Source organism: Stappia sp., assembly GCF_965276915.1.
Lineage (GTDB): Bacteria > Pseudomonadota > Alphaproteobacteria > Rhizobiales > Stappiaceae > Stappia.
Map to the genome: position 1 here is coordinate 217578 of NZ_OZ255709.1, position 26806 is coordinate 244383.

The following is a 26806-nucleotide window of genomic DNA, read 5'->3' on the forward strand; positions in this document are numbered from 1 at the left end:
CGTTTGCGGCGCAAAACATCGCGTTGCCCGTGGGAACGTCTCTGCTATAAGTACGGCCAAACATCCCGTCAGACCACGCAAGGGGGACACATGGCAGACCAGACTGCTCCGTCGATGGACTACGCCGAGCACGAGCGCACCTATGCCGGCTTCATCAACTTCTCCAAGGTCGGCACCATTGCCGTCATCAACATCATGCTCTGCCTCGCCCTGTTCGCCTTCGGCGGCGGTGCCGGCACGTTCTTCGGCTGGGTGGCCCTCATTGCGACCATGGTGGCGGCTGCCATCGGCCTGTTCGCCGGCGAGAAGGGCTGGATCCCCTCGGCCGTCGTCTTCGGCATCACCGGGCTCCTCGCGATCCTGACCACCGCCTGACCTGTCCCCTTCGCGGACAACCGACTGCAAGCCTGGGAGGAGACAACCGATGAAACTCGCAGTGCCCCGCGAGAGCGAGGCAGGAGAAACACGCGTCGCCGCGACGCCCGACACCGTGAAGCGGTTCATCGCTCTCGGCTTCGAGGTCACGGTCGAGAAGGGCGCGGGAAGCCTGTCGCGCATCGTCGATGCCGAATACGAGGCCGCCGGCGCGAAGATCGCCGCCAGCACCAAGGCGACCCTTGCCGACGCCGACATGGTGCTCAAGGTGCGCCGCCCGTCGACGGCCGAGCTCGCCCTGACCAAGAAGGGCGCGATCGTCATCGCCACCATGGATCCGCACGGCCACGAGGATGCGGTCAGGGCCATGGGCGAGGCCGGCATCGCCGCCTTCGCCATGGAGTTCATGCCGCGCATCACCCGTGCGCAGGTGATGGACGTTTTGTCCTCGCAGGCCAATCTCGCCGGCTACCAGGCCGTCATCGACGGTGCGGCCGAGTATGACCGCGCCATGCCGATGATGATGACCGCCGCCGGCACCGTTCCCGCCGCCCGCGTCTTCGTCATGGGCGCCGGCGTCGCCGGCCTGCAGGCGATCGCCACCGCACGCCGCCTCGGCGCCGTGGTCAGCGCCACCGACGTGCGTCCGGCCGCCAAGGAACAGGTCGAATCGCTCGGCGCCAAGTTCATCGCCGTCGAGGACGACGAGTTCAAGCAGGCCGAGACCGCCGGTGGCTACGCCAAGGAAATGTCCGACGAGTACAAGAAGAAGCAGGCCGAGCTGGTCGCTGCCCATCTTGCCAAGCAGGACATCGTCATCACCACCGCGCTGATCCCCGGACGCCCCGCGCCGAAGCTGATCAGCAAGGAGATGGTGGCCGCCATGAAGCCGGGCGCCGTCATCGTCGACCTGGCGGTGGAGCGCGGCGGCAATGTCGAGGGCGCCGAGCCCGGCAAGATCGCCAGGATCGGCGACGTGCGCATCGTCGGCCACCTCAACATGCCCGGGCGCATCGCCGCCTCGGCCTCGGCGCTCTACGCGAAGAACCTCTTCGCCTTCGCCGAGACCCTGGTCGACAAGGACGCCAAGGCCATCGCCGTCAACTGGGAGGACGAACTGGTCAAGGCGACCGTTCTGACCCGTGACGGCCAGGTGGTGCATCCGGCCTTCGCGCCGGCAGCCGGATAAGGGGGACGCGATGTCGGAACTCAACGCAACCGAAACGCTCGAACGCGCCCGCGCGGCCGCGGAAGCGGCCCGTGACGCGGCCGACACGGCCCAGGCGGCGGCCGATGCCGCCCAGGGCTATGCCGACCAGCTGGCCGGCGGCATGGGCGACAGCCTCGCCCACGCGGCTTCCGCCGCCACCGGCGGGGCGATCGATCCCTTCGTCTTCCAGTTCGCCATCTTCGTGCTGGCGATCTTCGTCGGCTACTACGTGGTCTGGTCGGTGACGCCGGCCCTGCACACGCCGCTGATGTCGGTCACCAACGCCATCTCGAGCGTCATCGTCGTCGGCGCGCTTCTCGCCGTCGGCGCGGATCTTGCGGCGGAGGGCGCGGGCTACGCGCGCGGCTTCGGCTTCCTTGCCCTGGTCATGGCGAGCGTCAATATCTTTGGCGGCTTCCTCGTCACCCAGCGCATGCTCGCCATGTACAAGAAAAAGCAGAAATAGGAGGCCGGACACATGCTTTCCGCCAATGTCACGGCCGTCCTCTACATGGTTTCGGCCGTTCTCTTCATCCTGGCGCTGCGCGGGCTTTCCAGCCCGGAGACCTCGCGCCAGGGCAATTTCTACGGCATGACCGGCATGGGCATCGCCATCGTCACGACGCTGCTGGTCGCCGCCCCCGGCGGCAGCGGCCTGCTGATGATCGTCGGCGGCCTCGCGATCGGCGGCGGCATCGGCGCCGTCACCGCGAAACGCGTGCCGATGACGGCGATGCCGCAGCTCGTCGCCGCCTTCCACTCGCTGGTCGGCATGGCGGCGGTGATGGTCGCCGCCGGCGCGCTCTACGCGCCGCAGGCCTTCGGTCTCGGCGAGGTCGGGCAGATCCACGGCGCCAGCCTGGTGGAGATGTCGCTCGGCGTCGCCATCGGCGCGATCACCTTCACCGGCTCGGTCATCGCCTTCGCCAAGCTCGACGGACGCATGTCCGGCGCGCCGATCATGCTGCCCATGCGCCACGTCATCAATGGCGGCCTCGCCGCCCTGATCGTGCTGCTGATCGCCGTCTTCGTCGCGACGGAAAGCCACACGGTCTTCTGGATGATCGTCATCCTGTCGCTCGTCTTCGGCGGCCTGATCATCATCCCGATCGGCGGTGCCGACATGCCCGTCGTCGTGTCGATGCTCAACTCCTATTCGGGCTGGGCGGCGGCCGGCATCGGCTTCACGCTGGGCAACATGGCGCTGATCGTCGTCGGCGCGCTGGTCGGCTCGTCGGGCGCGATCCTGTCCTACATCATGTGCAAGGGCATGAACCGGTCCTTCATCTCCGTCATTCTCGGCGGCTTCGGCGGCGAGACCGCGGCGGTCGGCGGCGGCGGCGCGGAGGAGCGTCCGGTCAAGCAGGGTTCGGCCGAGGATGCCGCCTTCATCATGAAGAACGCCAGCAAGGTCATCATCGTGCCGGGCTACGGCATGGCGGTGGCGCAGGCGCAGCACGCGCTGCGCGAGCTTGCCGACGTGCTCAAGGAGGAAGGCGTCGAGGTCAAATACGCCATCCATCCGGTCGCCGGCCGCATGCCGGGCCACATGAACGTGCTCCTCGCCGAGGCCCAGGTGCCCTATGACGAGGTGTTCGAGCTGGAGGACATCAACTCGGAGTTCGCCCAGGCCGACGTCGTCTACGTCATCGGCGCCAACGACGTCACCAACCCGGCCGCCCGTGACGATCCGCAATCGCCGATCTACGGCATGCCGATCCTCGACGTCGACAAGGCCGGCACCGTCCTCTTCGTCAAGCGCGGCATGGGCTCCGGCTATGCCGGCATCCAGAACGAGCTGTTCTTCCTCGACAAGACGATGATGCTGTTCGGCGATGCCAAGAAGATGACCGAGGGCATCGTCAAGGCGATCTGACCGCAGTCAACGTTTTGCGGACAGAAAATTGATCAGAACAACGAAAAGGCCGCGCGCCGTTGGATCGGCGCGCGGCCTTTTATATTCTGCATACCAGGAAACGACTTGAAAAGAGCCATGTCCGTGCGTCGTCTCTCAGTACGTTTGGGACTGAACCTCAAGACGGTGATTCGGGTAGCCCCGGCGGTGCGCATTGCAATTGTTCACGGCCGTCTGATAGTGGCTCACCCACCCCCCCGGCGAAACACGGAGGGTATGATTGTAGCATCTGTAGTGAGTTCGCGTGGTGATGTCGGCGGAGGCAATCGAGACATAACCCGAGCCAACAGCGCCGGCGATCAGTGCGCCGGCCAGCACAACGCCCAGGGCGCCTCTGCGGGAAACTGTGTTCATCGTGGTTCTCCCTGCTAGCGATCCTCAATCGTGAGGAGCCTTCAGCGGGGCCACAAAAACAGCTTCCGATTGAACCTCAAATGAAAGACACGTTCATATCTTGTTAACTACACATCCCGGCGAACCCCGCCTGCCGCAAACAAGAACGGCGCACCCGAGGGCGCGCCGTTTTTCGTTTCCGTGGTGGTGATCGACGTCGCTCAGGCGTCGTTGGCAGGCCCGGCCATGCCCAGCGCATGCATGTACAGGTCGAGGATCGCGTCCTCCTCCTCGCGCTCATGCGGCTGCTTCTTGCGCAACGAGATGATCTTGCGCAGGATCTTCACGTCGAACCCGGTGCCCTTGGCCTCCGCGTAGACATCCTTGATGTCGTCGGAAATGACCTTCTTCTCTTCCTCGAGCCGCTCGATGCGCTCGACGAAAGCGCGCAGCTGATCGCCGGCGACGCCGCCTGGATCGGACATTATCGTGTTCTCCTCAACTGGGGTCAGGACGGGGTGGGGGGGTATCGCGACACGCGCAAGGCGCGCCGCAGATCTGGTCGGTGTTTTCCTTGCGCGGAAACGCGCCGGCTTGCAAGCGCTGTGAACGAAAAAAGAACATCATTCACAGGCACCGGCCGCCTTGCGGCTCACTCGTGCGGCTTCGCCTTCTCGAAGGCGGCCGTCTGCGCCGGGCTCGCCTCGCTCTGGTGGGCGGCCTTCCACTGGGCATAGGGCATGCCGTAGACGATCTCGCGCGCCGCTTCCTTGTCGAGATCGAGGCCGCGCGCGTCGGCCGCGTCCTTGTACCAGTTCGACAGGCAGTTCCGGCAGAAGCCGGCCAGGTTCATCATGTCGATGTTCTGCACGTCCGTGCGGTTGCGCAGATGCGAGACCAGCCGGCGAAATGCCGCCGCCTCCAGTTCCGTCCGGGTTGCCTCGTCCAGTTCGGCCATGTCGTCTCTCCTCGTCTCGGCCGGCGGCAATGCGCCTGTTCCGGTCCGTCGTATCCGTCTCACTCGCAGCGCGATCCATGGTGGCGGATCTCGTTCAGTCCCTCGCCGTTCGCCAGGATGCGCGCCAGCAACGGAACCAGCCGCTCCGCCCAGGCCGTCACCCCGGCCGGGTCCGCGATCAGGTCCTGCCGCACCTCCAGCAGCGCGTGGGCCAGGCCGCGCGCCGTACCATGCCGGTACATGCAATCATTCTTCAAGGCCCCGTCATAGGGCTCGTTGTCGCCGACGACCAGATCCGGATCGTCCATCAGGCCGGCCAGCAGGGGCAGGGCGAAACGCGGATCGCTGTCCCACAGCACGCCCGCGTGCCAGGGCCGCGGCACCCCGCGCCACACTGCCGTGTAGCTGTGGATCGACAGTATGGCGGGCGGATGGCCATCGGCTATCGCCGCGTCGATCTCGTCCGTGATCGCATCGTGGTAAGGCCTGTGATAGGTCGCCAGCCGGTGCGCCCGCTCGGCCGCGTCATGGTCCGCGTTGCCCGGCACCACGGCACCATCGGAAAGCCGCATCACCAGGGTCGGGTCGTCCTCGCCCCGGTTCGGGTCGATCAAGAGCCGCGAATAGGTCGTCATCAGGGCCGGCACGCCGAAAGCCTGCGCCAGCATCAGGGTCAGCTCCCGCACGCCGATGTCATAGGCGATGTGACGACGGAACTCGCTGTCGGGAAGGCCGAGCGAGCCGTAGCGGGCCGGCAGCGCATTGCTGGCGTGGTCGCACAACAGCAGCAGCCCCTTCGACCGGTCGCCGGCGAACCGTTCGAACGGCGTCGTGTCGGGCGAAGGCGAGGCAGGCGGCGGCGCAAACGGCAGGGGCGGGGTCGGGCTGGTCTCGGTCATCTGGATACCGGCAGGTGAGGCATGACGGAAGCGGGCGAGCGACGTCGCGGCGCAGCCCGTCTGTGCACCACATCCGCGAGCGCCTTTCAACCGCATATTGATCGTCTGCGGAGATATCATCTATCAGGCATTTGAAAGAGACACCGTCCCGGCCTGACCTTAGTCTGCCTGACTTCCAGGCGGCCCGGACGCGGGCAGCCGGGTTTCGCATACCCTGAAAGACGCTCTCCGCATGACCACCGCCACGCCTCCCCTTGCCGCCACGCCGGACCGGCGCATGCTGGTTGCCCTCGTCGCGCTGATCGCCGGCGCGATCGCCATGGGCATCTCGCCCGTCTTCGTCCGCCATGCCGATGTCGGCCCCTTCGCCAGCGCCTTCTGGCGCGCCGCGCTGGCGCTGCCGGTCCTTGCCGTGTGGGCCCGGCTGGAGCGCGGCCGCGATGTCGCGCCGCCCCGCTGGAACCGGGCGACGCTCGCTGCCGGCGTGCTCTTTGCCGGCGATCTCTTCTTCTGGCACCTGGCGATCATGAACACCACGGCGGCCAACGCCACACTGCTCGCCACCCTTGCCCCGTTCTGGGTGATGCTCGCCTCCGGCGCGCTGCTCAAGGAGCCGGTCACCCGCGCCATGGCGCTCGGCCTTGCCGTGTGCCTGTCCGGCGCGACCATGCTGGTCGGCAGCAGTTTCGCGCTTGCGCCCGAACGGCTCGACGGCGATTTCTACGGCCTCGTCACCTCGCTCTTCTTCGGCAGCTACTTCATCGCCATGCGCTTCGCCCGCCGGGGCGTCGCCGGCATGACCCCGGGCCTGCTCGTCTACCGCAGTTCGCTGGTAACGGCGGCTGTCCTGCTTGTCGCGGCGCTGATACTGGAAGAGACGCTCTTCCCCTCCTCGCTGAAAGGCATCGCCATGCTGGTGGCGCTCGGCGTCTTCAGCCATGCCGCCGGCCAGGGGCTGCTTGCCTACGCGCTCGGCACGCTGTCGGCAGGTTTTTCCGCCCTCGTCATCTTCCTGGAGGCGGTGGCGGCGGCCACCATGGGCTATCTTTTCCTCGGCGAGAACGTCAGCCTCGCGCAAGGAGCCGGCGGCGCGGTGATCCTCGCCGGCATCTACATCGCCCGCCCCCGCTCCAATGCCGGGGTCGCGGTGAGCAGCCCGACCCGGAGCAATCCGGCCAGGGGCGGCACGATCGAGAACAGCCCGGCGCCCGAAGCCGGCGACGACACCTGACACGGAAGGAACCGCGATGACCGACGCCGCTGCCCTGCGGGGCACCCTGGCAGACATGTTCACGGCGGCCGTCGACGCGGCGCGCGCGGAAACCTGCCTGCCGCCCCGCCTGCCCGCGCCTGTCGACGGCGGCCGCATCCTGCTGCTGGCCGCCGGCAAGGCGGGCGGCGCGATGATCGAGGTCGCCGAACGCGTCTACATGGATCGCCACGGCCTCGGTCCGGACCGGTTGCGCGGTCTGTGCGTCACCCGGCACGGCTATGCCCGCCCGACCCGGATGATCGAAGTCGTCGAGGCAGGCCATCCGGTGCCCGACCAGGCCGGCATCGATGCCACCCGGCGCACCCTCGATCTCGTCGCCGGCGCCGAGCCGCGCGACCATGTCGTCGTGCTTCTGTCCGGCGGCGGCTCGGCCAACTGGATCGCTCCGGTCGAGGGCGTCTCGCTCGCCGACAAGCAGGCGGTGACCCGTGCTCTGCTGCGCTCGGGCGCCACCATCGACGAGATCAACACGGTGCGCCGCCACCTGTCGCGGATCAAGGGCGGCAGGCTCGCCGCCGCACGGCCCGCCGCTGTCGCCATGACCACGCTCGCCGTCTCCGACGTGCCGCGTGACGATGCGGTCGCCATCGCTTCCGGCCCGACCCTGCCGGACCCTACGACCCTTGCCGATGCCCGCGCCCTCGTCGCCCGCTACGCCGCCGACGCCCCGGCGGCGATCCACGCGGCACTTGCCGACCCCGCCAACGAGACGCCGAAGCCCGGCGACGCGCTTTTCGAGGGAACCCGGTTCGAAATCGTCGCGCGGCCGGCCCTGTCGCTGGAGGCGGCAAGCGCGATCGCCCGGGCACGCGGCTTTGAGCCGGTGCTGCTTGGCGACAGTCTCGAGGGCGAGGCGCGCGACGTCGCCGCGAATCACGCACGGCGGGCGCGGCAACTTGCGAGCGAGGGTCGCCGCGCGGTGCTCCTGTCGGGCGGCGAACTCACCGTCACGATCGGCGGCGACGGGCGCGGCGGCCCCAACCAGGAATATGCCCTGGCGCTGGCCATCGCGCTTGACGGCGCGCCCGGAATCGCTGCACTCGCTGGCGACACGGACGGCACCGACGGCGGGTCCGGCGCGGCCGACGATCCCGCAGGTGCCTTCGTCGATCCCGGGACGCTGGCGCGTGCCCGGGCGGCGGGTCATGATGCCGCCGCATTTCTGGCGAGAAACGACAGCACGGGCTTTTTCGACCACCTCGGCGACCTGCTGAGACCGGGGCCCACCTATACCAACGTCAATGACTTCAGAGCCGTCATCATTGACAAGCCGGAAGGCTGTCGGCCATAAGATGACGCGCATGGTCGTGGCACGAGTAATCGAATGATGAAAAAAGCCGAAAGGCAACGGCGCACCACGGCGACACGCATGGTCCGATGGGGTTTTACGCCAGGCGGCGTCGCAGCGCTTGCAACACTCATGCTCGGCCTGTTCACGGCAAGCCCGGCGCAGGCTGAACTGCGCCTGTGCAACAAGACGGAAAGCCAGGTGGGCGTCGCGATCGGATATCGCGAGGATTCGTCCTGGGTGACCGAGGGCTGGTGGAACCTTCCGGCGAATTCGTGCGAAACGCTCGTCGCCGGCTCGCTGGTGTCACGTTTCTATTACATCTATGCGGTGGATTACGATCAGTTCGGGGAATGGGGCGGTCGCGCCTTCATGTGCACCCGCGAAAAGGAATTCACCATTTCGGGCATCGACGACTGCGTCGCGCGCGGTTTCGAGCGCACCGGATTTTTCGAGATCGACACGGGCGAGCAGAGCAGCTGGACCGTCCAGCTGACAGAGCCCGTTCAAGGGGGGACTGGCGGACAATGAAGCGTGACAGGCGGGTCAAGATTCTGGCCACACTCGGGCCATCCTCCTCGGATCCGCAAACGATCGAAAAGCTTTACACCGCCGGCGCCGACGTTTTCCGCATCAACATGAGCCACACCGACCACCCGCGCCTCCACGCGCTGGTGGAGACGATTCGCGGTGTCGAGGCAAAGGTCGGCCGGCCGATCGGCATTCTCGCCGATCTCCAGGGCCCCAAGCTGCGCGTCGGCACCTTCGCCGATGATGCGGTCATGCTCGAGAACGGCGCCAGCTTCACGCTCGACAGCGACACGGCACCGGGCAGCACGGAGCGCGTGCACCTGCCGCATCGCGAGATCCTCGAGGCGCTTGAGCCCGATCACCGGCTGCTGCTCGACGACGGCAAGATCCGCCTGCGCGTCACCAGCTGCACGAAGACCAGCGCCGAAACGATCGTCGAGGTCGGTGGCAAGCTGTCGAACCGCAAGGGCGTCAGCGTTCCCGACACCGAGATCCCCGTCGGCGCCCTGACGCCGAAGGATCGCAAGGACCTCGACGCGGCGCTCGAGGCCAATGTCGACTGGATCGCGCTGTCCTTCATCCAGCGCCCCGACGATCTGGCCGAGGTGCGCAAGATCACCCGCGGCAAGGCCGGCATTCTCGCCAAGATCGAGAAGCCCCAGGCGATCGAGCGGCTCTCCGAGATCATCGACCTGTCCGACGCGCTGATGGTGGCGCGCGGCGATCTCGGCGTCGAGATGCCGCTGGAGCAGGTTCCCGGCCTGCAGAAGCAGATCGTGCGTGCCTGCCGCCGCGCCGGCAAGCCTGTCGTCGTCGCCACCCAGATGCTGGAATCGATGATCACCGCGCCGGTCCCGACCCGCGCCGAGGTCTCCGACGTCGCCACCGCCGTCTTCGAGGGCGCCGATGCGGTCATGCTGTCGGCCGAATCGGCCGCCGGCCAGTTCCCGGTCGAGGCGGTCGCCACGATGGACCGGATCGCACGCCAGGTGGAACGCGACCCCAACTACCGGGGCATCATCCACGCCCAGCGCCAGGACCCGGAGCCGACCGGCGCCGACGCGATCGCCGCCGCCGCGCGGCAGATCGCCGAGACGCTGAACCTGGCCGCCGTGGTCTGCTACACGACCTCCGGCGCCACGGGCCTGCGTGCCGCGCGCGAGCGTCCCTCCGTGCCGGTGATCGTGATTTCGCCGGTGCTCGCCACCGCCCGCCGCCTGTCGCTCGCCTGGGGCCTGCATTGCGTCGTCTCCGACGATGCCCGCGACGAGAACGACATGGTGGACCGCGCCTGCCAGATTTCCTTCCAGGAGGAGCTGGCCCGCCCCGGGCAGCGCATCATCACCACCGCCGGCGTTCCCTTCGGCACGCCCGGCTCGACCAACATGCTGCGCATCGCCTTTGTCGGCAGCGACGGTCGCGGCGGTCTCTGACGCGCTCCGCGCGATGACCGGCTGACTTGCAGGAAAGGCAGGCCTCAGGGCCTGCCTTTCGCCGTTTCGGCCTCCCTTGTGCCGACGCCGGCGCTTTCTTCTCCGGCGTCCCGTGCCGCGTCCTGTCCCCACACCTGCGACGCCAGCGCCTCGATCTCGGCAACGACCCGTGCCTTGCGCGTGTGATGCGGCATGTGGCCGGCTCCCGCCAGCGTCACCAGCCGCGCCCCGGGAAGATCGCGCACCAGCCCGGCCGAATGGATGTCCGGATAGACCACCGTGTCCTTGTCGCCGGTGATCACCACCGCCGGCTGGGCGATGCGCGGATAGTCCGAAACCGCCGCGGCGACCTCGCCCTTCAGCAGCGCCACGTCGCGCGCATTGGCGTGGAACGTCGCCGGCCGCAGCAGCAGGTCGAGCCCGATCGCATCCGCGTAACCGTCCGGCGCGGCCTCGGGCGCAAAGACGCTGCCGATCGCCCGCGGCGCCACCTGCCCGGCCACCACCGGCGCCAGCGTGTGGGAGAACAGCGGTCCGAGCACCGGCGCCGCGGCCGCGTCGTAATACCAGTCGACGCCGCCCGGCCACGGATGGGTCGCAGGCGCGATGAACACCAGCCCCTCGACGAGGTCGGGCCGCAGCAGGCCCAGTTGCGCCACCACCGCCCCGCCCCAGGAATGCCCCACGGCAATCGCCCGCCTGACCCCGATGGCGTCGAGCAGACCGCCGATCAGCCGCGCCTGCACGGCGGGACGATGCGCGTCGGCGGGACCGCGCTCGGAATGGCCGTGCCCGGGCCGGTCGACGAAGATCAGCCTGTAGCGGCCCGCAAGCGCCTCCTCGAAGGCAAGCCGGGTGTCGCGCAGGTTGCCGCTCGCCCCGTGCACGAAGACCAGTGTCGGGGCCTCCCTGCCCCCTGACGGCGGTGCCCGCTCGACATGGTGCAGGCGCACGCCCTCGACGCGCGTGAAGGTCCCGTTCGGCGGGTAGCGGGCCTCCGCCGCCTCGCCGTTGCGCAGGGCGATCAGCGCCAGCGCCGCGAGTAGCAGCAGCGGGACGAGCAGGATGGCGAGTGTCACTGTGATCATGCGGGTCGGAATGACGGTCCCCGGTGGCTCTCCCCGCGCCGCTCGCCTTGCAAGGCGACCCGATGTCGGGCACGGCCAGGTTTCACGCGCGGTCGGTTTTCAGGCTCAGTCGATTTTCAGGCGCGGTCGTGTTTCAGGCTCGGTCGTGTTTCAGGCGATCGCCCGGCGGATGCCGGCTTTCAGCCGCAAGCGCCGCCGTCAGATCGGAGACCCGGCCTCTTTCGCCGCCAGGTCGTCGACCGCTTTACGCGCGTTCTCGCTGATCGGATGTATCTTCAGCACCTGGCGGAAGGTGGCAAGCGCCTCGTCGTCGCGCCCGATGCGGCGCAGGATGATGCCGAGCCCCGACATCGCCCCCCAGTGCCTCGGCTCGATTGCCAGGACACGTTCGATATCCACCATCGCCCGGCCGAAATCCTCGCGCAGGTAATTGACCGTCGCCCGGCGGTTCCAGCCTTCCGCGTAGTCGGGCGCAAGCCGCACCACCACATCGAGAAGATCGAGCGCCAGCGGCAGGTTCTTGCCCTTCATCGCGCTGGCGGCGCGCGACATCAGCAGATCGACGGTGGCGCTGCCCGAGGTCGACCAGATGCGCTGGATGCGGGAGACGATCGGCTTTGCCTGGTCCTCGCTGGTGACCCCGGCAAGATCCGCGAACAGGGCATCGAGCTCGCTCGTCCCCTCCTGCTCCTCGGTGATGGCCGGCGCCGGACCGGTGGGCGCCTCGAGCTCCGTCGTCGGCGTGTCGAGATCGTCGACCGACGGCGGCAGCGCTTCCGGCGGCAGGACGTCGGGCGCACCTTGCGCGGCGGCGGGCGCGTTGCCGCCAATGGCGGCGGCGAAAGCGACGGTCAGGGCAACAGCCAGGACGACAGTCGGGGCGGCAGACAATAGAAAACGCATCCGGTGAGTATGGCTCACCGGATGCGATCGTCAATGGGATCGGAAATCAAAAAGGCGTCTTCCGGCACCGGCGCGACAAGCGCGCGCTCGGCCGGTCTTCATCAGCCCTGGCGGGCCTTGAAGCGCGGAGCCTTCTTGTTGATGATGTAGACGCGGCCCTTGCGGCGAACCATGCGGTTGTCGCGGTGACGGCCCATCAGCGCCTTCAGAGAGTTCTTGATCTTCATTGTCTCGTCTCCGTCAACGGTGCCACGTTGGCGGCGGCATCCTGCATGTTGCGCTGGCGCGAGGCGCCCGCCGTTTCAACCTCGAAAAACGGCTCATGCCGCTTTCGTGTCGCCCGGCGGGTTCCTGTTTCGTGTCCCGGCGCGCCGGCCTCAAGGCCGCGCTCCCGTTCCCCGCAACATCGCCACCGGTGCGGTGGCGGCCCTCGCTGGGCTTTTCCGCCTGCCCGGAACGCCCGGAACAAACGGCAAGAATGGTGGGCGTGACAGGGATTGAACCTGTGACCCCTACGATGTCAACGTAGTGCTCTCCCGCTGAGCTACACGCCCGAACCTTGAAAAACCGGCGGTGATCCGCCGCTAAGTCCGGCACCAACGCCATCTGTCTGGCATGGTGGCAAGCGATATAGCGGGCTTCGAAAGGCGGTGCAAGCCCTGTTCTGAAACTTCTTTGCCCGATCCCGGAAGAACCGCACAAGCGGTGGAAAACATCCCCCCGCGGCAGCGAAAGCCTCCGGCAACCGGCCCTGCGCCCGTCAGGCGGCGAGCATGCGCTCCACTTCCAGGACCAGGTCCTTCAGGTGGAACGGCTTCGACAGCACCTTGGCGTCCTTGGGAGCCTGCGAATCCGGGTTCAGCGCGACGGCGGCGAACCCGGTGATGAACATCACCTTGAGGTCCGGATCGAGCTGCGTGGCGCGGCGCGCCAGTTCGATCCCGTCCATTTCCGGCATCACGATATCCGTCAGGAGCAACGAGAACGGCTCTTCGCGCAGCCGCTCGTAGGCACTCTTGCCGTTGTCGAAGGAAACGACATCGTAACCGGCCTTCTGCAGCGCCTTGGCAAGAAACCGGCGCATGTCATTGTCGTCTTCCGCAAGTAGGATTCGTGTCATTTCGTCTTGTCCATCCCGCCCTGGGCGGCGTCCCGTGTGCTGTGCCCGGTCACGCCTGCCCGGCGATGCTTGCCATATCCCGTTTTGGCACATTCCCTTCGACGGTTATAAGGCCGAAAGGCGGTAAACATCCAGTGAAAGCGACGGCCGGCCCGCAGGCGCCCCGCGTTACCCACCGGGCATGTGGACATTAACCGCGATTCGGGGACTAATAGGGAATTCGCGCAAGCGCACGACATTCGGGACATTCGGAGAAGGCGGATCATGCAGGTCGTCAGCGGGTTCGAGGACATGGAAGCCTTCGAAGTCCTGCATCCCGCCGAGCAACACGTTCCCTTCGTGTTCAATTCGCCCCATTCGGGCCGGCACTATCCCGAAGCGTTCCTGAACGCCTCGCGCCTCGACCGCCTCGCCATCCGCCGGTCCGAGGACGCCTTCGTCGACGAGTTGTTTTCCGGCGTCACCAGGCTTGGCGCGCCGCTCCTGCGGGCCTGCTTCCCGCGCGCCTATCTGGACGTCAACCGCGAGCCCTACGAACTCGACCCGAAAATGTACGAGGACCGCCTGCCGGCCTATGCCAACAGCCGGTCGATCCGGGTCGCCGGAGGCCTCGGCACCATCGCTCGCGTCGTCGGCGAGGCCCAGGAAATCTATCGCGGGCGCATGTCGGTGCGCGAGGCGCTCGACCGCATCGAGACGATCTACAAGCCCTATCACCTCACCCTGCGCCGGCTGCTTGCCAGAACCCATGTGAATTTCGGCTATGCGGTGCTGGTCGACTGCCATTCGATGCCCTCGACGATCCGCAGCAGCGACAACGGGCCGCGCCCCGATTTCATCCTGGGCGATCGCTACGGCACCAGCTGCGCGCTTGCCCTGGTCGACCGGGCAACCGAAATCCTGCGCGACATGGGCTACACCGTTGCGCGCAACAAGCCCTATGCCGGCGGCTTCATCACCGAGCATTACGGGCGCCCGGCCAAGGGACTGCACGCGCTGCAGGTCGAGATCAACCGCAGCCTCTACATGGACGAGGCGCGCACCGACCGGAATTCCGGCTTCGACGCCTTCGCCGCCGACCTTGTCCGCTTCAACGAGGCGCTGGTCGCCCTGCCCGATGCCGGCCTGATCCCCGACGCGCTCGCGGCCGAATAGCGGGGCCGCCGGACGGATTTCCCGGCACCCCGCACGACGCCAACAGGAGTGCGGAGAACCCAAGAAAAAAGGGCCGCACTCTTGCGAGGCGGCCCGAGTCTAGGGAGGAAACGCCCAAGGAGGGCGGCGCGATCTGGCAAGCCATATCGCACTGCAACAATTTTCCATCGCGGCGCACCAAAGTCAATATCGAAATTCGATTCTCGCGGAAGAAACAGCCGCGATATTTTTTAAAAGTTAGATATTTCAGATAGATAGACTTTACTAAATCTCCTTGATAAAATTAACGACAGGCGGATTTCCGCTCGACTTCGCCGTGTCGCGCTGCTTAAAAGAGGTTCAATCAGGCAGTTGCCGCTTTTCGCGCCACATCCGCACTCTTGCCAAGCCCGCCACGACACGGCATGACCGAGCCCCCCGACAGCGCCCGACGCGGCCGACCGGCGGGACTTGCCGCCAGGATTTGCCCGCAGGATTCGAAGGAACCGCTCCCGATGCTGAAGACCGAAGACCTCGCCGCGTTTGCCGACCGGCTCTGCGCCGCCTCGGCGGAGGCGATCCTGCCGCATTTCCGCACCGATCTTTCGGTCGGCAACAAGGAGCAGGGCGGCTTCGATCCCGTCACCATCGCCGACCGGGCCGGCGAGACGGCAATCCGCGAGCTGATCGAGGCAAGTTATCCCGGGCACGGCATCCTCGGCGAGGAGCATGGCAGTGTCCGCCTCGACGCCGAGCATGTCTGGGTTCTCGATCCCATCGACGGCACCCGGGCCTTCATCTGCGGCCTGCCCACCTGGGGCACCCTGATCGGGCTCAACCGGCATGGCAAACCGGTCTTCGGCGTCATGGACCAGCCCTATGTGGCCGAGCGCTTCTACGGCGACGGCCGCTCGGCCTGGCTGTCGCATCGCGGCACCCGCCGCGCGCTGAAGACCCGTGACTGCGCCAGCCTGTCGGATGCGATCATCTGCACCACCCATCCCGGCCTTTTCCGGGGTGCCGAGCGCGACATCTATCAGGAGATCGAGCGCACGGTGCGCACCGCCCGCTACGGCACCGACTGCTACGGCTACTGCATGGTGGCCAGCGGCCAGGTCGACCTCGTCATCGAGACCGGGCTGCAGCCCTATGACATCGTCGCCCTGGCACCGATCATCGAGGGCGCCGGAGGTGCGGTCACCAATTGGAGCGGCGGGTCGCCGGCGAATGGCGGGCAGATCCTGGCGACCGGCGACCGGCGCCTGCATGACCAGGTGCTGGCGATGCTCGCAGGAGCCGCCGCCTGAAATGTGAACCGGCGGCACGCACGTTCGGCAGTCTCTTCACGCAGCGGCCCGGGCATCCCTTGGCGGTGGTCTTGATCGCCCGGTCTGCAAGACCGGCTGCAACACTCTTGGCAGTGCACGATGACACGCGACACGCGGATCGAACTTGGCCTGGAGGAATTGCGCGCGGTCACGGCTTACGCGGTCGCCTGCGCCCGCCTGGTTCTTCCGGTCTTCGAAGCCTGCAGGCCGGCCGACATGCGTCCATCTGCAGCGGTTGAGGCGGGTCGCGCGTTCGCGGATGGCGCCAGACGGAGCAGGGTGCTGCGCGAGTGCGCCTGGGCCGCGCTGCGGTCAGCCAGGGAGGCCGCCGATGCCGGCGAGATCGCCGCCGGCCAGGTTGCCCGCGCGGCTGCTGCTGCGGCCGGCGCGGCTTACCTGCATCCCCTCGCCGATGCGACGCAGGTCAAACACATTCTCGGATCCGCCGCCCATGCCGCGCGAGCAATCGAACTGTCGGGTGAAGGGGAGGCAGACGGTCATCTGGCGACGCTCCGGGACCTGGCGACACCCCTCGTCGCAAGTGTGCTGCGCCGCTATCCTGCGGCCCCGCCCGGAGGTGGCCGGGTTGGAGAATTGATGCGTGAACTGGATCGCACCGTTCGCGGACCGGGGGTGACGGAAGATCCGTCACGCTAGGCTGACGACACGGCCGGTTCGGAGCGCCCTGCCCGGGCTGCAACGGTTGTGTCCGAGACAAAGGCGTCGAATGCGGCCAGGAACTGGTCGCGATAGAGATCGTCCTCCATCAGCAGTTCGTGGCGCGCGCCGGCGATTTCCAGGAACCGCGCCGAGCGTGTCTGGCGGGCGAAGCGCTCCGCGGTGCGTGTGGAGACGATCCCGTCGCCGGTCGAGGCGACGATCAGCACCGGCAGCGACAGGGCCGGGCCGAAGTCCGGAGCCAGGAAGCGGTTCATCGTCCGGCAGGCCGAGGCCAGCCAGTCGATCGTCCGCGCCCCGATTTCCAGATGCGGATAGGCCGACAGGACGGCTTCGTTGCGGTGGAACCGCACGGCATCCGACGTCAGCGGATTGCTTTCGAACGTCATCTCCAGCTTCTCCTTGCCGCCGGGCACGAATGCCTGGCCGAAGCCGAAAGCCGAAAGCGTGCTTGCCAGCGGGCAGATGATCCGCTGCGGCAGCCTGCCGCCGATCTTGCCGAGCCCGATCAGCGGCGCGGAAAGGACCGCCCGCTCGACCTGGGTCCTGAGCCGTCCGGCCGCCAGCAGCGCGATGGCGCCGCCGGTCGAATGGGCAAGCAGGTGATGCGGCCCCGGCATGCAGGCGAGCGTCACCTCGCGCATCACATGTTCGAGATCCGTGACATAGTCGGAAAAATCGTCGACATGGCCGCGACGGGGATTGGACAGCAGCCGCTCGGACCCGCCCTGCCCCCGCCAGTCGAAGGTGACGACCGCGAAGCCGCGCGCCCTGAGGTCGCTGATCGTCTCGAAATACTTCTCGATGAATTCGGCGCGGCCCTGCAGCAGCGTCACGGTTCCCTTCAGCGGGCCCCGGTCCGGCATCCAGCGGGCGGTGCGCAGGCGGATGCCGTCGCGTGTGGTCACGCTGGCGCAGATGCCGCCTGCCGGGATCGGATTTTCCGGATGATCGAAAAGGTCCATGGCCAAGGCGCTTTCGTCCTCCGGACGCCGGCGCGTCCCCCCTGATCGTTGCAAAAGGCCCGTTACGCCGGGGCCAGCCTCCGGGACGGACCGGTCCGGCCGAAACCGGAAGCTCCCGTTTCTCTTACAGGAGCGGGACCGCCGGCTCAACTCCGGCGGCCCGTTCTTGCTGGTGCGACTGCGCCGGACGCAGGCAGCCTTACCAGCGACCCCCGCCGCGACGATCCCAGCCGCCACGGCCCGGGCCGCCCCAGCCGCCGACGACGGCGCGGCCGACGATCCGGCCCGAGTAGGCATCGACCACGAGGCGCTGCGGCACGCCGCGGCGGCCATGCGCACGGACGACATAAACATCGCCGCGCGGGCGCAGGTTGGCGATCCGCTTGTAGCCCTTGCGGTGCAGGTGGCGGACGATCTGGCGCGGGCCGAGGCGATGGGCGCGGTAGCCCCGGTCGCGGCGCTGGCCGACGAGCTGAACCTCGACGGAGGCGGACACCGGCGCCGCGACCGGCGTCTTGCCGGCGCGGGCATCGAGCGCCTGGGCGCCGGAGATGGAAAGCACGAAGCCGAGAGCGGCGGCGGCGAAAAGCGAGGTCCTCATCGGTCTGTCTCCTGGTTGGGCGCATCTGCGCCGTATCGACATCCCGACAATGCATCGACCCGGGTGAACCGTACCGGAAGGCCCCGTTCACCCGCCGTTCATCTGCGGACCGGCGCCTCCCCTCCCCTTGCCCGGCCCGCCGGCAATGGCCGCCCGCCGCCGTTTTGCCGCCGCCAGCGCCCCCTCTTGACGGCGCTCCGAGCCATCCCCATCTCAAGCCTGCGGGCGCCGCTAACGGGTCCGCGACACGGATCGTCCCCCTGGCCATGACGGCAGGATCCGGACGGTTGAACCCATCACCTGTTGCTCAGTGAGAGGACAATACGATGCGTCATCTTGATTTCAGCCCGCTCTACCGTTCCACCGTCGGCTTCGACCGGCTGCTCTCCATGCTCGACACCTCCTCCGCCCAGGACACGCCGAGCTATCCGCCCTACAACATCGAGCGCACCGGCGAGAATGCCTATCGCATCTCCATGGCGGTCGCCGGTTTCGGCGAGAGCGACCTGACCATCGAGGCCAAGGAGCACGTGCTCACCATCAAGGGCGAGCGCAACCAGGAAGCCGAGGCCGGCGAGGTGCTCTATCGCGGCATCGCGGCCCGCGCCTTCGAGCGCCGCTTCCAGCTCGCCGACCATGTCGAGGTCAAGGGCGCCAGCCTCAGGAACGGCCTTCTGCACATCGATCTCGTGCGCGAGATCCCCGAGGCGATGAAGCCGCGCAAGATCGAGATCGGCGTGAGCTCGGACGAGCGCCGCCAGATCGAGGCGACGGTCAACTGACCGGCGGCCCGCTTGGCGCGGATCGCGCCTCCTGACATGACGAGGCCGGCCGGGATCTCCCGGCCGGCCTTTTGTTGACGTGACCTTGTCCGCTCAGCCGCCGGCGATCTCCACGAACCGGTCGACATCGGCCTCAGGCGTCGCAAAGGAAGTAACGAGGCGCACGGCGACGCGGTCCTCGCTGCTGCCTGCCTCCGGCCATTCGTAGAAGGCCGCTCCCGCGGCCCTGAGCCGCGCGATCGTCGCAAGATCGAGCAGCGGGAACACCTCGTTGGCCTGCACCGGATAGGCGAGCTTGTGGCCGGCCGCCGCCAGCCCCTCCGAAAGCCGCCGCGCCATCGCGTTGGCGTGACCGGCAAGATCCAGCCAGTGGCCGCCCTCGAAATAGCCGTCGAACTGGGCGGCGACGAAGCGCGACTTGGAAAAAAGATGCCCGGCCCGGGCCCGCAAGGTGACCAGGTCGCGCACGCGGTCCGGGTTGAACACCACCATCGCCTCGGCGCACCAGCAACCGTTCTTGGTCGCGCCGAAGGAGAGGATGTCGATCCCCGCCTTCCAGGTCATCTCCGCCGGCGTGCAGCCCAGATGCACCAGCGCATTGGCAAAGCGCGCGCCGTCCATGTGGCAGACCATGCCGCGCGTCTTCGCCGCCCCTGTCAACGCCGCGACCTCGGCGGGCGTGTAGACCGTCCCGCATTCGCTCGCCTGGGTCAGGCTCAGCGCCACCGGCACGCCGAAACGGCTGCCCTCGGGATATTTTCCGATCTCTCTCGCAAGATCGCCGGCCGAGATCCTGCCCTTGGTCGTGGCCACCGGCACCAGCTTCATGCCGTGGGTGTAAAACTCCGTCGCGCCCCACTCGTCGCAATGGATATGCGCCGTCCCGCTGGTCATCACCAGCCCGGCCGGCCGGGCGCAACCGGCCATGGCGAGCGCGTTCGCCCCCGTCCCCGTCGCGGTGAACAGGACGCTCACGTCATGCTCGAAGATGTCGCGAAAGCGCTGCGTGACGCGCTCGGTGAGCGGATCGGTGCCATAGGCTGGCGCCGATCCGGTGTTGTGGCGGATCATCGCATCGATCACCGGCTGCGATGCCCCCGCCCAATTGTCGCTGGCGAATATCATGTCACGATCTAGGCGCAGGATGGCCGCGCATGCAAGATGCCGCGCGCCCCGCCGCTGCTGCCGGCACAGCGGCACCGGAGCCCGTCGGCGCGGTCCTTCGACACATTCTTGCTCGCGACGGCCGCACCGCGTTGCGATAATGACAAAAGCCCCCGTGCCCGGCGCAAGAAATAGTTGCCGGACCTTGCGCAAGCCGCTTGCTCCCCCCCGGGAAATCTGGCATTGTGCGCCTCCGTCAGATAGGACAGGAATACTGTCCCTTTTGGCGGAATGCCCAGACGCGGCCGGGGCTGGCCACGTTGCGCCGGCGTCCCGGCCCCGCCGCCATCGGGCGGGACGGACGGCTGAACACCGGCCGCGGCATGTGTTAAAAGAGCCTTGGAACCTGCGGGTCGACGACCAGGCGAAAGCCGGGCGCGAAACCGCGAGGCAGGCGACAGCAACCGGCCGATGACGGCCGGCAGGTCCGGCAGGCACACGCCGGGGGGTATTGGGCGGATCTCCCTTGTGGAGGCACCGCCGGAAAAGGCGGACCCGGGAACGGTCCGCTTCACTGGTCAGCGTCAGGGCGTCCGCCCGTTCGCCGCACGAGCCGGGCTTCTTTGGAAAGAAGCGCGACCCGAACGGGAAAGGTCGGACCCTGCACGGGATGAGAAAGAGGGCAGACATGAGCAAGACCGACGCGATGATCGAGGCACAGGGCTTCGCAGGCGCAACCGCACCGGCCAATGCCACTGCCCCCAAAACGCTGCGCCAGCGTCGCGAAGAAGCCGCGCGCTCGGGCCTCTACAACCCCGCGCGCGAGCACGACGCCTGCGGTGTCGGCTTTGTCGCCCACCTGAAGGGCACCCCCTCGCACCGGATCGTCGCCGACGGCCTGCAGGTGCTGGAGAACCTCACCCATCGCGGCGCGGTCGGCGCCGACCCGTTGATGGGCGACGGCGCCGGCATGCTGGTGCAGATCCCGCATGACTTCTTCGCCGCCGAGGCAAAGGGCCTTGGCATCGACCTGCCCGAAAAGGGCCGCTACGGCGTCGGTTTCCTCTTCCTGCCCCAGGATCCGGCCCTGCGCCGCACCTGTGAGGAACTCGTCGAGCGCGTCATCAACGCGGAAGGACAGGCGTGTCTGGGCTGGCGCGACGTGCCGGTCGACAATTCCTCGCTTTCCAAGGCGCCCGACATCGCCGCCACCGAGCCGGTTTCGCGCCAGGTCTTCATCGCCTGCCGCGACTGCGAGACCGAGGACGATTTCGAGCGCCGCCTGTTCGTGCTGCGCAAGGTCATCTCCAATGTCGTGCGGGCCGAGACCGATGCCGTCGACAACGGCTTCTACATCGTCTCGCTGTCGAGCCGCACGCTGGTCTACAAGGGCATGTTCCTCGCCTATCAGCTCGGCGCCTATTATGCCGACCTGAAGGATCCGCGCTTCACGTCCGCGCTGGCGCTCGTCCATCAGCGCTTCTCGACCAACACCTTCCCCTCCTGGGATCTTGCCCACCCCTACCGGATGGTCGCCCATAACGGCGAGATCAACACGCTGCGCGGCAACGTCAACTGGATGGCGGCGCGCCAGGCGTCCGTGTCCTCGCCGCTGTTCGGCGACGACATCTCCAAGCTCTGGCCGATTTCCTACGAGGGCCAGTCGGACACCGCCTGCTTCGACAACGCACTCGAGTTCCTGGTGCGCGGCGGCTATTCGCTCGCCCACGCCGCGATGATGCTGATCCCGGAAGCCTGGGCCGGCAACCCGCTGATGGACGACAACCTGCGTGCCTTCTACGAGTATCACGCGGCCCTGATGGAGCCGTGGGACGGTCCGGCCGCGGTCGCCTTCACCGATGGCCGCCAGATCGGCGCGACGCTCGACCGCAACGGCCTGCGCCCGGCCCGCTATGTCGTCACCGACGACGACATGGTGATCATGTCCTCGGAAGTCGGCGTCCTGCCGGTGCCGGAGGAGAAGATCATCCGCAAGTGGCGCCTGCAGCCGGGCAAGATGCTGCTGATCGACCTTCAGGAAGGTCGCATCATCTCCGACGACGAGATCAAGCGCAGCCTGTCGACCGCCAATCCCTACAAGGACTGGCTGCACCGCACCCAGATCGTGCTGGAGGAGATGCCGGCGGTGCGCGGCCGCGCGCCGGTCGCCGCCGAGACCTTGCTCGACCGCCAGCAGGCCTTCGGCTACACCCAGGAAGACATCAAGCTCCTGATGCAGCCGATGGCGACCGTCGGCCAGGAGGCCATCGGCTCGATGGGCACGGACACGCCGATCTCCGCGCTCTCCGACAAGCCGAAGCTGCTCTACACCTATTTCAAGCAGAACTTCGCCCAGGTCACCAACCCGCCGATCGACCCGATCCGCGAGGAGCTGGTGATGAGCCTCGTCTCCTTCATCGGGCCGCGGCCGAACCTGTTCGACCTCAAGGGCCTCGCCACGTCGAAGCGCCTGGAAGTGCGTCAGCCGATCCTCACCAATGACGACCTGGAGAAGATCCGCACCATCGGCGACACCGCCGACAACCAGTTCTCGGCCAAGACGCTCGACATCACCTATGACGCGACACGCGGCGCGGAAGGCATGCGCGAGGCGCTCGACAACCTGTGCGCCAACGCCGAGCGCGCGGTCGTCAACGGCTACAACATCATTATCCTGTCCGACCGCCTGCTCAGCCGCGCCCGCATTCCGATCCCGGCGCTGCTGGCGACGGCCGCCGTGCACCACCACCTGATCCGAAAGGGCCTGCGCACCTCCGTCGGCCTCGTGGTGGAAACCGGCGAGGCGCGCGAGGTGCATCATTTCTGCGTGCTTGCCGGCTACGGCGCCGAGGCGATCAACCCCTATCTCGCCTTCGAAACGCTGCTGCAGCTCCATGCCGAGCTCGACTTCCCCGAGGAGGTCGACGCCGACGAGGTCGTCTACCGCTACATCAAGTCGATCGACAAGGGCATCCTCAAGGTCATGTCCAAGATGGGCATCTCGACCTACCAGTCCTATTGCGGCGCGCAGATCTTCGATGCCGTCGGCCTCGCGACCGACTTCGTCAACGAGTATTTCTTCGGCACCGCCACGAGCATCGAGGGCATCGGCCTGGAGGCCGTTTCCAACGAGACCACGCGCCGCCACGCGCTCGCCTTCGCCGACGTGCCGGTCCTGCGCCGCTCGCTCGATGTGGGCGGCGAGTACAATTACCGCGTCCGCGGCGAGAGCCACCTGTGGACGCCGGACAACATCGCCTCGCTGCAGCATGCGGTGCGCGGCAACGTCCCGGAGAAGTACCGGGACTTCGCCCGCGAGACCAACGAGGAGAACGGCCGCTTCACCATTCGCGGCCTGTTCCGGATAAAGATGGCGGACGAGGCCGGCCGCAAGCCGATCCCGCTCGACGAGGTCGAACCGGCGGCGGAGATCGTCAAGCGCTTCTCCACCGGCGCCATGTCCTTCGGCTCGATTTCCCGCGAGGCGCATTCGACGCTCGCCATCGCCATGAACCGGATCGGCGGCAAGTCGAACACCGGCGAGGGCGGCGAGGAGCCGGAGCGCTACGCGCCGCTCCCCGACGGCTCGCAGAACCCGATGCGTTCTGCCATCAAGCAGGTCGCCTCGGGCCGCTTCGGCGTGACCACCGACTATCTCGTCAATGCCGACATGATCCAGATCAAGGTCGCGCAAGGGGCCAAGCCCGGCGAGGGCGGCCAGTTGCCCGGTCACAAGGTCGACGCGGTGATCGCCAAGGTGCGTCACTCGACGCAAGGGGTGGGCCTGATCTCGCCGCCGCCGCATCACGACATCTATTCGATCGAGGACCTGGCGCAGCTCATCTACGACCTGAAGAACGTCAACCCGGCCGCCGACATCTCGGTCAAGCTGGTCTCGGAAGTCGGTGTCGGCACCGTTGCCGCCGGCGTCGCCAAGGCGCGGGCCGACCACATCACCGTGTCCGGCTATGACGGCGGCACCGGCGCCTCGCCGCTGACCTCGATCAAGCATGCCGGCAGCCCCTGGGAGATCGGCCTTGCCGAGACCCAGCAGACCCTCGTCTTGAACGGGCTGCGCTCGCGCATCGCGCTGCAGGTCGATGGCGGGCTGAAGACCGGCCGCGACGTCATCGTCGGCGCGCTGCTGGGGGCCGACGAGTTCGGCTTCTCCACTGCGCCGCTGATCGCCGCCGGCTGCATCATGATGCGCAAGTGCCACCTCAACACCTGCCCGGTCGGCGTCGCCACCCAGGACCCGGTCCTGCGCAAGCGCTTCAAGGGCACGCCGGAGCATGTGGTCAACTACTTCTTCTTCGTCGCCGAGGAAGTGCGCGAGATGATGGCCGCGATGGGCATTGCCCGCTTCGACGAGCTTGTCGGACGCGCCGACCTTCTCGACCAGGAGAAGATGATCGACCACTGGAAGGCCAAGGGGCTCGACTTCACCCGCATCTTCCATGTGCCGGACGCGCCGGCCGCGGCGAAGCGCTGGACCGAGCGCCAGAAGCATCCGATCGACGACATTCTCGACCGCCGCCTGATCGCAGCCGCCGCCCCTGCCCTGGAGCGCAAGGAGCCGGTGGAGATCACTGAGACGATCATGAATGTCGATCGCTCGGCCGGCGCCATGCTGTCGGGCGAGGTTGCCCGGCGCTACGGCCACAAGGGACTGAAGCCCGGCACCATCGACATCCGCCTGACGGGCACCGCCGGCCAGGCCTTCGGCGCCTTCCTGGCGCGCGGCATCTCCATGACGCTCGAGGGCGATGCCAACGATTATGTCGGCAAGGGCCTTGCCGGCGGCAAGCTGGTCATTCGCCCGAGCCCGAAAAGCGGCGCCGATCCGGACTATTCGATCATCGCCGGCAACACCGTGCTTTACGGCGCGACCGAGGGTGAATGCTATATCCGCGGCATCGCCGGCGAGCGTTTCGCGGTGCGGAATTCCGGCGCTCTCGCGGTTGTCGAGGGCGTCGGCGACCATGGCTGCGAATACATGACGGGCGGCGTTGTCGTCGTCCTCGGCTGGACGGGCCGCAACTTCGCCGCCGGCATGTCGGGCGGCGTCGCCTATGTGCTCGACGAGGACGGTTCGTTCCGCAACCGCTGCAACCTCGCCATGGTCGACATCGAGCCGGTCCCAGAGGAAGACGACCTCCTGGAAAAGCTCCACCACCATGGTGGCGACATCGAACACAAGGGCCGGGTCGACCTGACCGCCGACATGACCCGACACGACGACGAACGGCTGCGCCAGCTCATCTCCAACCATGTCGCCCACACGGGTTCGGCATGGGCGCAGGAGATCCTCGACAAGTGGGATGAGTTCCGGCCGAAATTCGTCAAGGTGATGCCGGTCGAGTACCGGCGCGCCCTTCGCGAAATGGAAGAAAAGCGGCTCGGCCTGGTGGCGGCCGAGTAAGGGAGACGGACAAAATGGGAAAAGTCACCGGATTTCTCGAGATCGACCGGCAGGAACAGAAGTACCAGCCGGCCTCCGATCGCATCCGTCACTTCAGGGAGTTCACCCTTCCGCTCGAGGACAAGGAAGTCGAGCGCCAGGCGGCCCGCTGCATGGACTGTGGCATCCCCTATTGCCACGGCCCTGTCGGCTGCCCGGTCAACAACCAGATCCCCGACTGGAACGACCTGGTCTATAATGGCGACTGGGAAGAGGCGGCGCGCAACCTGCACTCCACCAACAACTTCCCGGAGTTCACCGGACGCATCTGTCCCGCCCCTTGCGAGGAAGCCTGCACGCTGAACCTCGAGGACGCGCCGGTCGCGATCAAGACGGTCGAGCAGGCGATTGCCGACAAGGCCTGGTCCGAAGGCTGGATCCGCCCGGAGCCTGCGCCGTTCCGCACCGGCAAGACCGTCGCCGTCGTCGGTTCCGGTCCGGCCGGCATGGCGGCCGCCCAGCAGCTCGCCCGCGCCGGCCACACGGTGCATGTCTACGAGCGGGAGCCGAGCGCCGGCGGGTTGATGCGCTACGGCATCCCCGACTTCAAGATGGAGAAGCACTATATCGACCGCCGCGTCGAGCAGATGCAGGGCGAGGGCGTCGAATTCCACTACGGCGCCAATGTCGGCGTCAACATCACCGTCGACGAGCTCCGCCATCGTCATGACGCGGTGCTGCTGACCTGCGGCGCCGAGCGTCCGCGCGATCCGGAACTGCCCGGCATGGACCTTGCCGGCAGCATGTACGCGATGCCCTTCCTGGTTCAGCAGAACCGCCGCGTCGGCGGCGAGGACGTCTCGGCCGAGGCGCCCTACTGGGCCGGCGGCAAGCACGTCGTCGTCATCGGCGGCGGCGACACCGCCTCGGACTGCGTCGGCACCTCGTTCCGCCAGGGGGCACTCTCCGTCACCCAGCTCGACATCCGACCGCGCCCGCCGGAAAAGGAAGACAAGCTCAACATCTGGCCCTACTGGCCGACCAAGATGCGCACCTCCTCCTCCCAGGCGGAAGGCGCCGACCGGGAGTTCGCGGCGGCAACCCTTGCCATTGTCGGCGAGGACGGACATGTCACCGGCGTCAAATGCGCCCGCGTCGACGAGAAGCGACGGCCGATCGAGGGAACCGAGTTCATCCTGCGGGCCGAGCTGGTGCTGATCGCCATCGGTTTCGCCGGTCCGCTGGAGGGCACCTATCTGGGCGAACTGGGGGATGCCATCGCCCGCGACGGCCGCGCCAATGTCCTGGCCAACACCCAGGACTACAAGACCACGATCGACGGGGTGTTCGCCGCCGGCGACGTGCGCCGGGGACAGTCGCTGGTCGTCTGGGCGATCCGCGAGGGTCGCCAGGCGGCGCGCGCCATCGACCTGCACCTGACCGGCAGTTCAAATTTGCCGCGCTAAATCCGATAAAAATCCGTGCAA

General features: G+C 67.4%; 24 protein-coding genes and 1 tRNA gene. 14 read left to right on the forward strand and 11 right to left on the reverse strand.

Translation table 11 applies throughout. The features are described from left to right. Positions 1–90: 90 nt before the first annotated feature. The 4 genes from ACQY46_RS00980 to ACQY46_RS00995 are packed head-to-tail and all read left to right on the forward strand — an operon-like array spanning position 91 to position 3461. Positions 91–375, forward strand: a complete 285-nt coding sequence (locus ACQY46_RS00980; RefSeq protein WP_428698462.1) for an aa3-type cytochrome c oxidase subunit IV — start codon at positions 91–93, stop codon at positions 373–375. A gap of 49 nt (positions 376–424) precedes the next feature. Continuing rightward, on the forward strand, positions 425–1564 hold the full coding sequence (locus tag ACQY46_RS00985; RefSeq protein WP_428698463.1) for a Re/Si-specific NAD(P)(+) transhydrogenase subunit alpha: 1140 nt from the start codon (positions 425–427) through the stop codon (positions 1562–1564). Positions 1565–1574: 10 nt separating this feature from the next. Next, positions 1575–2051: an NAD(P) transhydrogenase subunit alpha gene (locus tag ACQY46_RS00990; protein ID WP_306027933.1), complete on the forward strand. Its 477-nt coding sequence runs from the start codon at positions 1575–1577 to the stop codon at positions 2049–2051. 12 nt (positions 2052–2063) lie between these two features. After that, complete coding sequence (locus tag ACQY46_RS00995; RefSeq protein WP_428698464.1) at positions 2064–3461, forward strand: NAD(P)(+) transhydrogenase (Re/Si-specific) subunit beta; 1398 nt, start codon at positions 2064–2066, stop codon at positions 3459–3461. Positions 3462–4054: 593 nt separating this feature from the next. Here the strand turns inward: ACQY46_RS00995 and ACQY46_RS01000 are convergent. The 3 genes from ACQY46_RS01000 to ACQY46_RS01010 form a co-directional block, all read right to left on the reverse strand. Continuing rightward, on the reverse strand, positions 4055–4318 hold the full coding sequence (locus ACQY46_RS01000) for a DUF2312 domain-containing protein (RefSeq protein ID WP_428698465.1): 264 nt from the start codon (positions 4316–4318) through the stop codon (positions 4055–4057). Between the two features lie 167 nt (positions 4319–4485). Next, on the reverse strand, positions 4486–4791 hold the full coding sequence (locus ACQY46_RS01005) for a DUF1244 domain-containing protein (protein ID WP_428698466.1): 306 nt from the start codon (positions 4789–4791) through the stop codon (positions 4486–4488). A gap of 59 nt (positions 4792–4850) precedes the next feature. After that, positions 4851–5690: an N-formylglutamate amidohydrolase gene (locus tag ACQY46_RS01010; RefSeq protein WP_428698467.1), complete on the reverse strand. Its 840-nt coding sequence runs from the start codon at positions 5688–5690 to the stop codon at positions 4851–4853. 232 nt (positions 5691–5922) lie between these two features. Between ACQY46_RS01010 and ACQY46_RS01015 the strand changes: the two genes are divergently transcribed. The 4 genes from ACQY46_RS01015 to pyk all read left to right on the forward strand — a co-directional run bounded on the left by ACQY46_RS01015 (position 5923) and on the right by pyk (position 10215). Next, a complete protein-coding gene (locus ACQY46_RS01015; protein WP_428698468.1) occupies positions 5923–6921 on the forward strand; it encodes a DMT family transporter in 999 nt (332 codons plus the stop codon). Between the two features lie 16 nt (positions 6922–6937). Further along, a complete protein-coding gene (locus tag ACQY46_RS01020) occupies positions 6938–8254 on the forward strand; it encodes a glycerate kinase type-2 family protein (RefSeq protein WP_428698469.1) in 1317 nt (438 codons plus the stop codon). 129 nt (positions 8255–8383) lie between these two features. Continuing rightward, positions 8384–8782 carry a DUF1036 domain-containing protein gene (locus ACQY46_RS01025; protein ID WP_428700381.1) on the forward strand — a complete coding sequence of 133 codons (399 nt, stop codon included), beginning with the start codon at positions 8384–8386 and terminating at the stop codon, positions 8780–8782. Further along, on the forward strand, positions 8779–10215 hold the full coding sequence (pyk, locus tag ACQY46_RS01030) for a pyruvate kinase (RefSeq protein WP_428698470.1): 1437 nt from the start codon (positions 8779–8781) through the stop codon (positions 10213–10215). Before ACQY46_RS01025 ends, pyk begins: the two co-directional genes overlap by 4 nt. A gap of 44 nt (positions 10216–10259) precedes the next feature. Here the strand turns inward: pyk and ACQY46_RS01035 are convergent, their stop codons facing one another. The 5 genes from ACQY46_RS01035 to cpdR all read right to left on the reverse strand — a co-directional run bounded on the left by ACQY46_RS01035 (position 10260) and on the right by cpdR (position 13326). After that, positions 10260–11303 (reverse strand): alpha/beta fold hydrolase, encoded by a 1044-nt coding sequence (locus ACQY46_RS01035; RefSeq protein ID WP_428698471.1) that lies wholly within the window; start codon positions 11301–11303, stop codon positions 10260–10262. A 198-nt stretch (positions 11304–11501) separates the two neighbouring features. Further along, a complete protein-coding gene (locus ACQY46_RS01040) occupies positions 11502–12194 on the reverse strand; it encodes a tetratricopeptide repeat protein (RefSeq protein ID WP_428698472.1) in 693 nt (230 codons plus the stop codon). A 113-nt stretch (positions 12195–12307) separates the two neighbouring features. Continuing rightward, positions 12308–12433 carry a type B 50S ribosomal protein L36 gene (gene ykgO / locus ACQY46_RS01045; protein ID WP_029059454.1) on the reverse strand — a complete coding sequence of 42 codons (126 nt, stop codon included), beginning with the start codon at positions 12431–12433 and terminating at the stop codon, positions 12308–12310. 252 nt (positions 12434–12685) lie between these two features. Beyond that, positions 12686–12760 (reverse strand) — tRNA-Val (locus tag ACQY46_RS01050). 206 nt (positions 12761–12966) lie between these two features. Next, complete coding sequence (gene cpdR, locus ACQY46_RS01055) at positions 12967–13326, reverse strand: cell cycle two-component system response regulator CpdR (protein WP_067218617.1); 360 nt, start codon at positions 13324–13326, stop codon at positions 12967–12969. A 264-nt stretch (positions 13327–13590) separates the two neighbouring features. Between cpdR and ACQY46_RS01060 the strand changes: the two genes are divergently transcribed. The 3 genes from ACQY46_RS01060 (at position 13591) to ACQY46_RS01070 (ending at position 16445) form a co-directional block, all read left to right on the forward strand. Continuing rightward, positions 13591–14481 carry an N-formylglutamate amidohydrolase gene (locus tag ACQY46_RS01060; protein WP_428698473.1) on the forward strand — a complete coding sequence of 297 codons (891 nt, stop codon included), beginning with the start codon at positions 13591–13593 and terminating at the stop codon, positions 14479–14481. A 494-nt stretch (positions 14482–14975) separates the two neighbouring features. Continuing rightward, positions 14976–15767: a histidinol-phosphatase gene (gene hisN / locus ACQY46_RS01065; RefSeq protein WP_428698474.1), complete on the forward strand. Its 792-nt coding sequence runs from the start codon at positions 14976–14978 to the stop codon at positions 15765–15767. A 120-nt stretch (positions 15768–15887) separates the two neighbouring features. Beyond that, positions 15888–16445, forward strand: coding sequence for a putative immunity protein (locus ACQY46_RS01070; RefSeq protein WP_428698475.1), 558 nt, complete (start codon positions 15888–15890; stop codon positions 16443–16445). Here ACQY46_RS01070 and ACQY46_RS01075 read toward each other — a convergent pair. Together ACQY46_RS01075 and ACQY46_RS01080 are read right to left on the reverse strand one after the other, a co-directional pair. Next, positions 16442–17431 carry an alpha/beta hydrolase gene (locus ACQY46_RS01075; RefSeq protein WP_428700382.1) on the reverse strand — a complete coding sequence of 330 codons (990 nt, stop codon included), beginning with the start codon at positions 17429–17431 and terminating at the stop codon, positions 16442–16444. The two genes, ACQY46_RS01070 and ACQY46_RS01075, sit on opposite strands and share 4 nt — an antisense overlap. Positions 17432–17630: 199 nt before the next feature. After that, positions 17631–18032 carry a hypothetical protein gene (locus ACQY46_RS01080; RefSeq protein WP_428698476.1) on the reverse strand — a complete coding sequence of 134 codons (402 nt, stop codon included), beginning with the start codon at positions 18030–18032 and terminating at the stop codon, positions 17631–17633. A 326-nt stretch (positions 18033–18358) separates the two neighbouring features. On the opposite strand from ACQY46_RS01080, the gene ACQY46_RS01085 reads away from it, so the two are divergent. Continuing rightward, a complete protein-coding gene (locus ACQY46_RS01085) occupies positions 18359–18814 on the forward strand; it encodes an Hsp20 family protein (RefSeq protein WP_428698477.1) in 456 nt (151 codons plus the stop codon). A 93-nt stretch (positions 18815–18907) separates the two neighbouring features. Here the strand turns inward: ACQY46_RS01085 and ACQY46_RS01090 are convergent, their stop codons facing one another. After that, the gene (locus ACQY46_RS01090) at positions 18908–19939 is read right to left on the reverse strand and encodes a threonine aldolase family protein (RefSeq protein ID WP_428698478.1); all 1032 of its coding nucleotides are present in this window, start codon (positions 19937–19939) and stop codon (positions 18908–18910) included. Positions 19940–20606: 667 nt separating this feature from the next. On the opposite strand from ACQY46_RS01090, the gene gltB reads away from it, so the two are divergent. Both gltB and ACQY46_RS01100 read left to right on the forward strand, forming a co-directional pair. Further along, positions 20607–25340 (forward strand): glutamate synthase large subunit, encoded by a 4734-nt coding sequence (gltB, locus tag ACQY46_RS01095; RefSeq protein ID WP_428698479.1) that lies wholly within the window; start codon positions 20607–20609, stop codon positions 25338–25340. 14 nt (positions 25341–25354) lie between these two features. After that, positions 25355–26785 (forward strand): glutamate synthase subunit beta, encoded by a 1431-nt coding sequence (locus tag ACQY46_RS01100; RefSeq protein WP_428698480.1) that lies wholly within the window; start codon positions 25355–25357, stop codon positions 26783–26785. Positions 26786–26806: the final 21 nt, after the last annotated feature.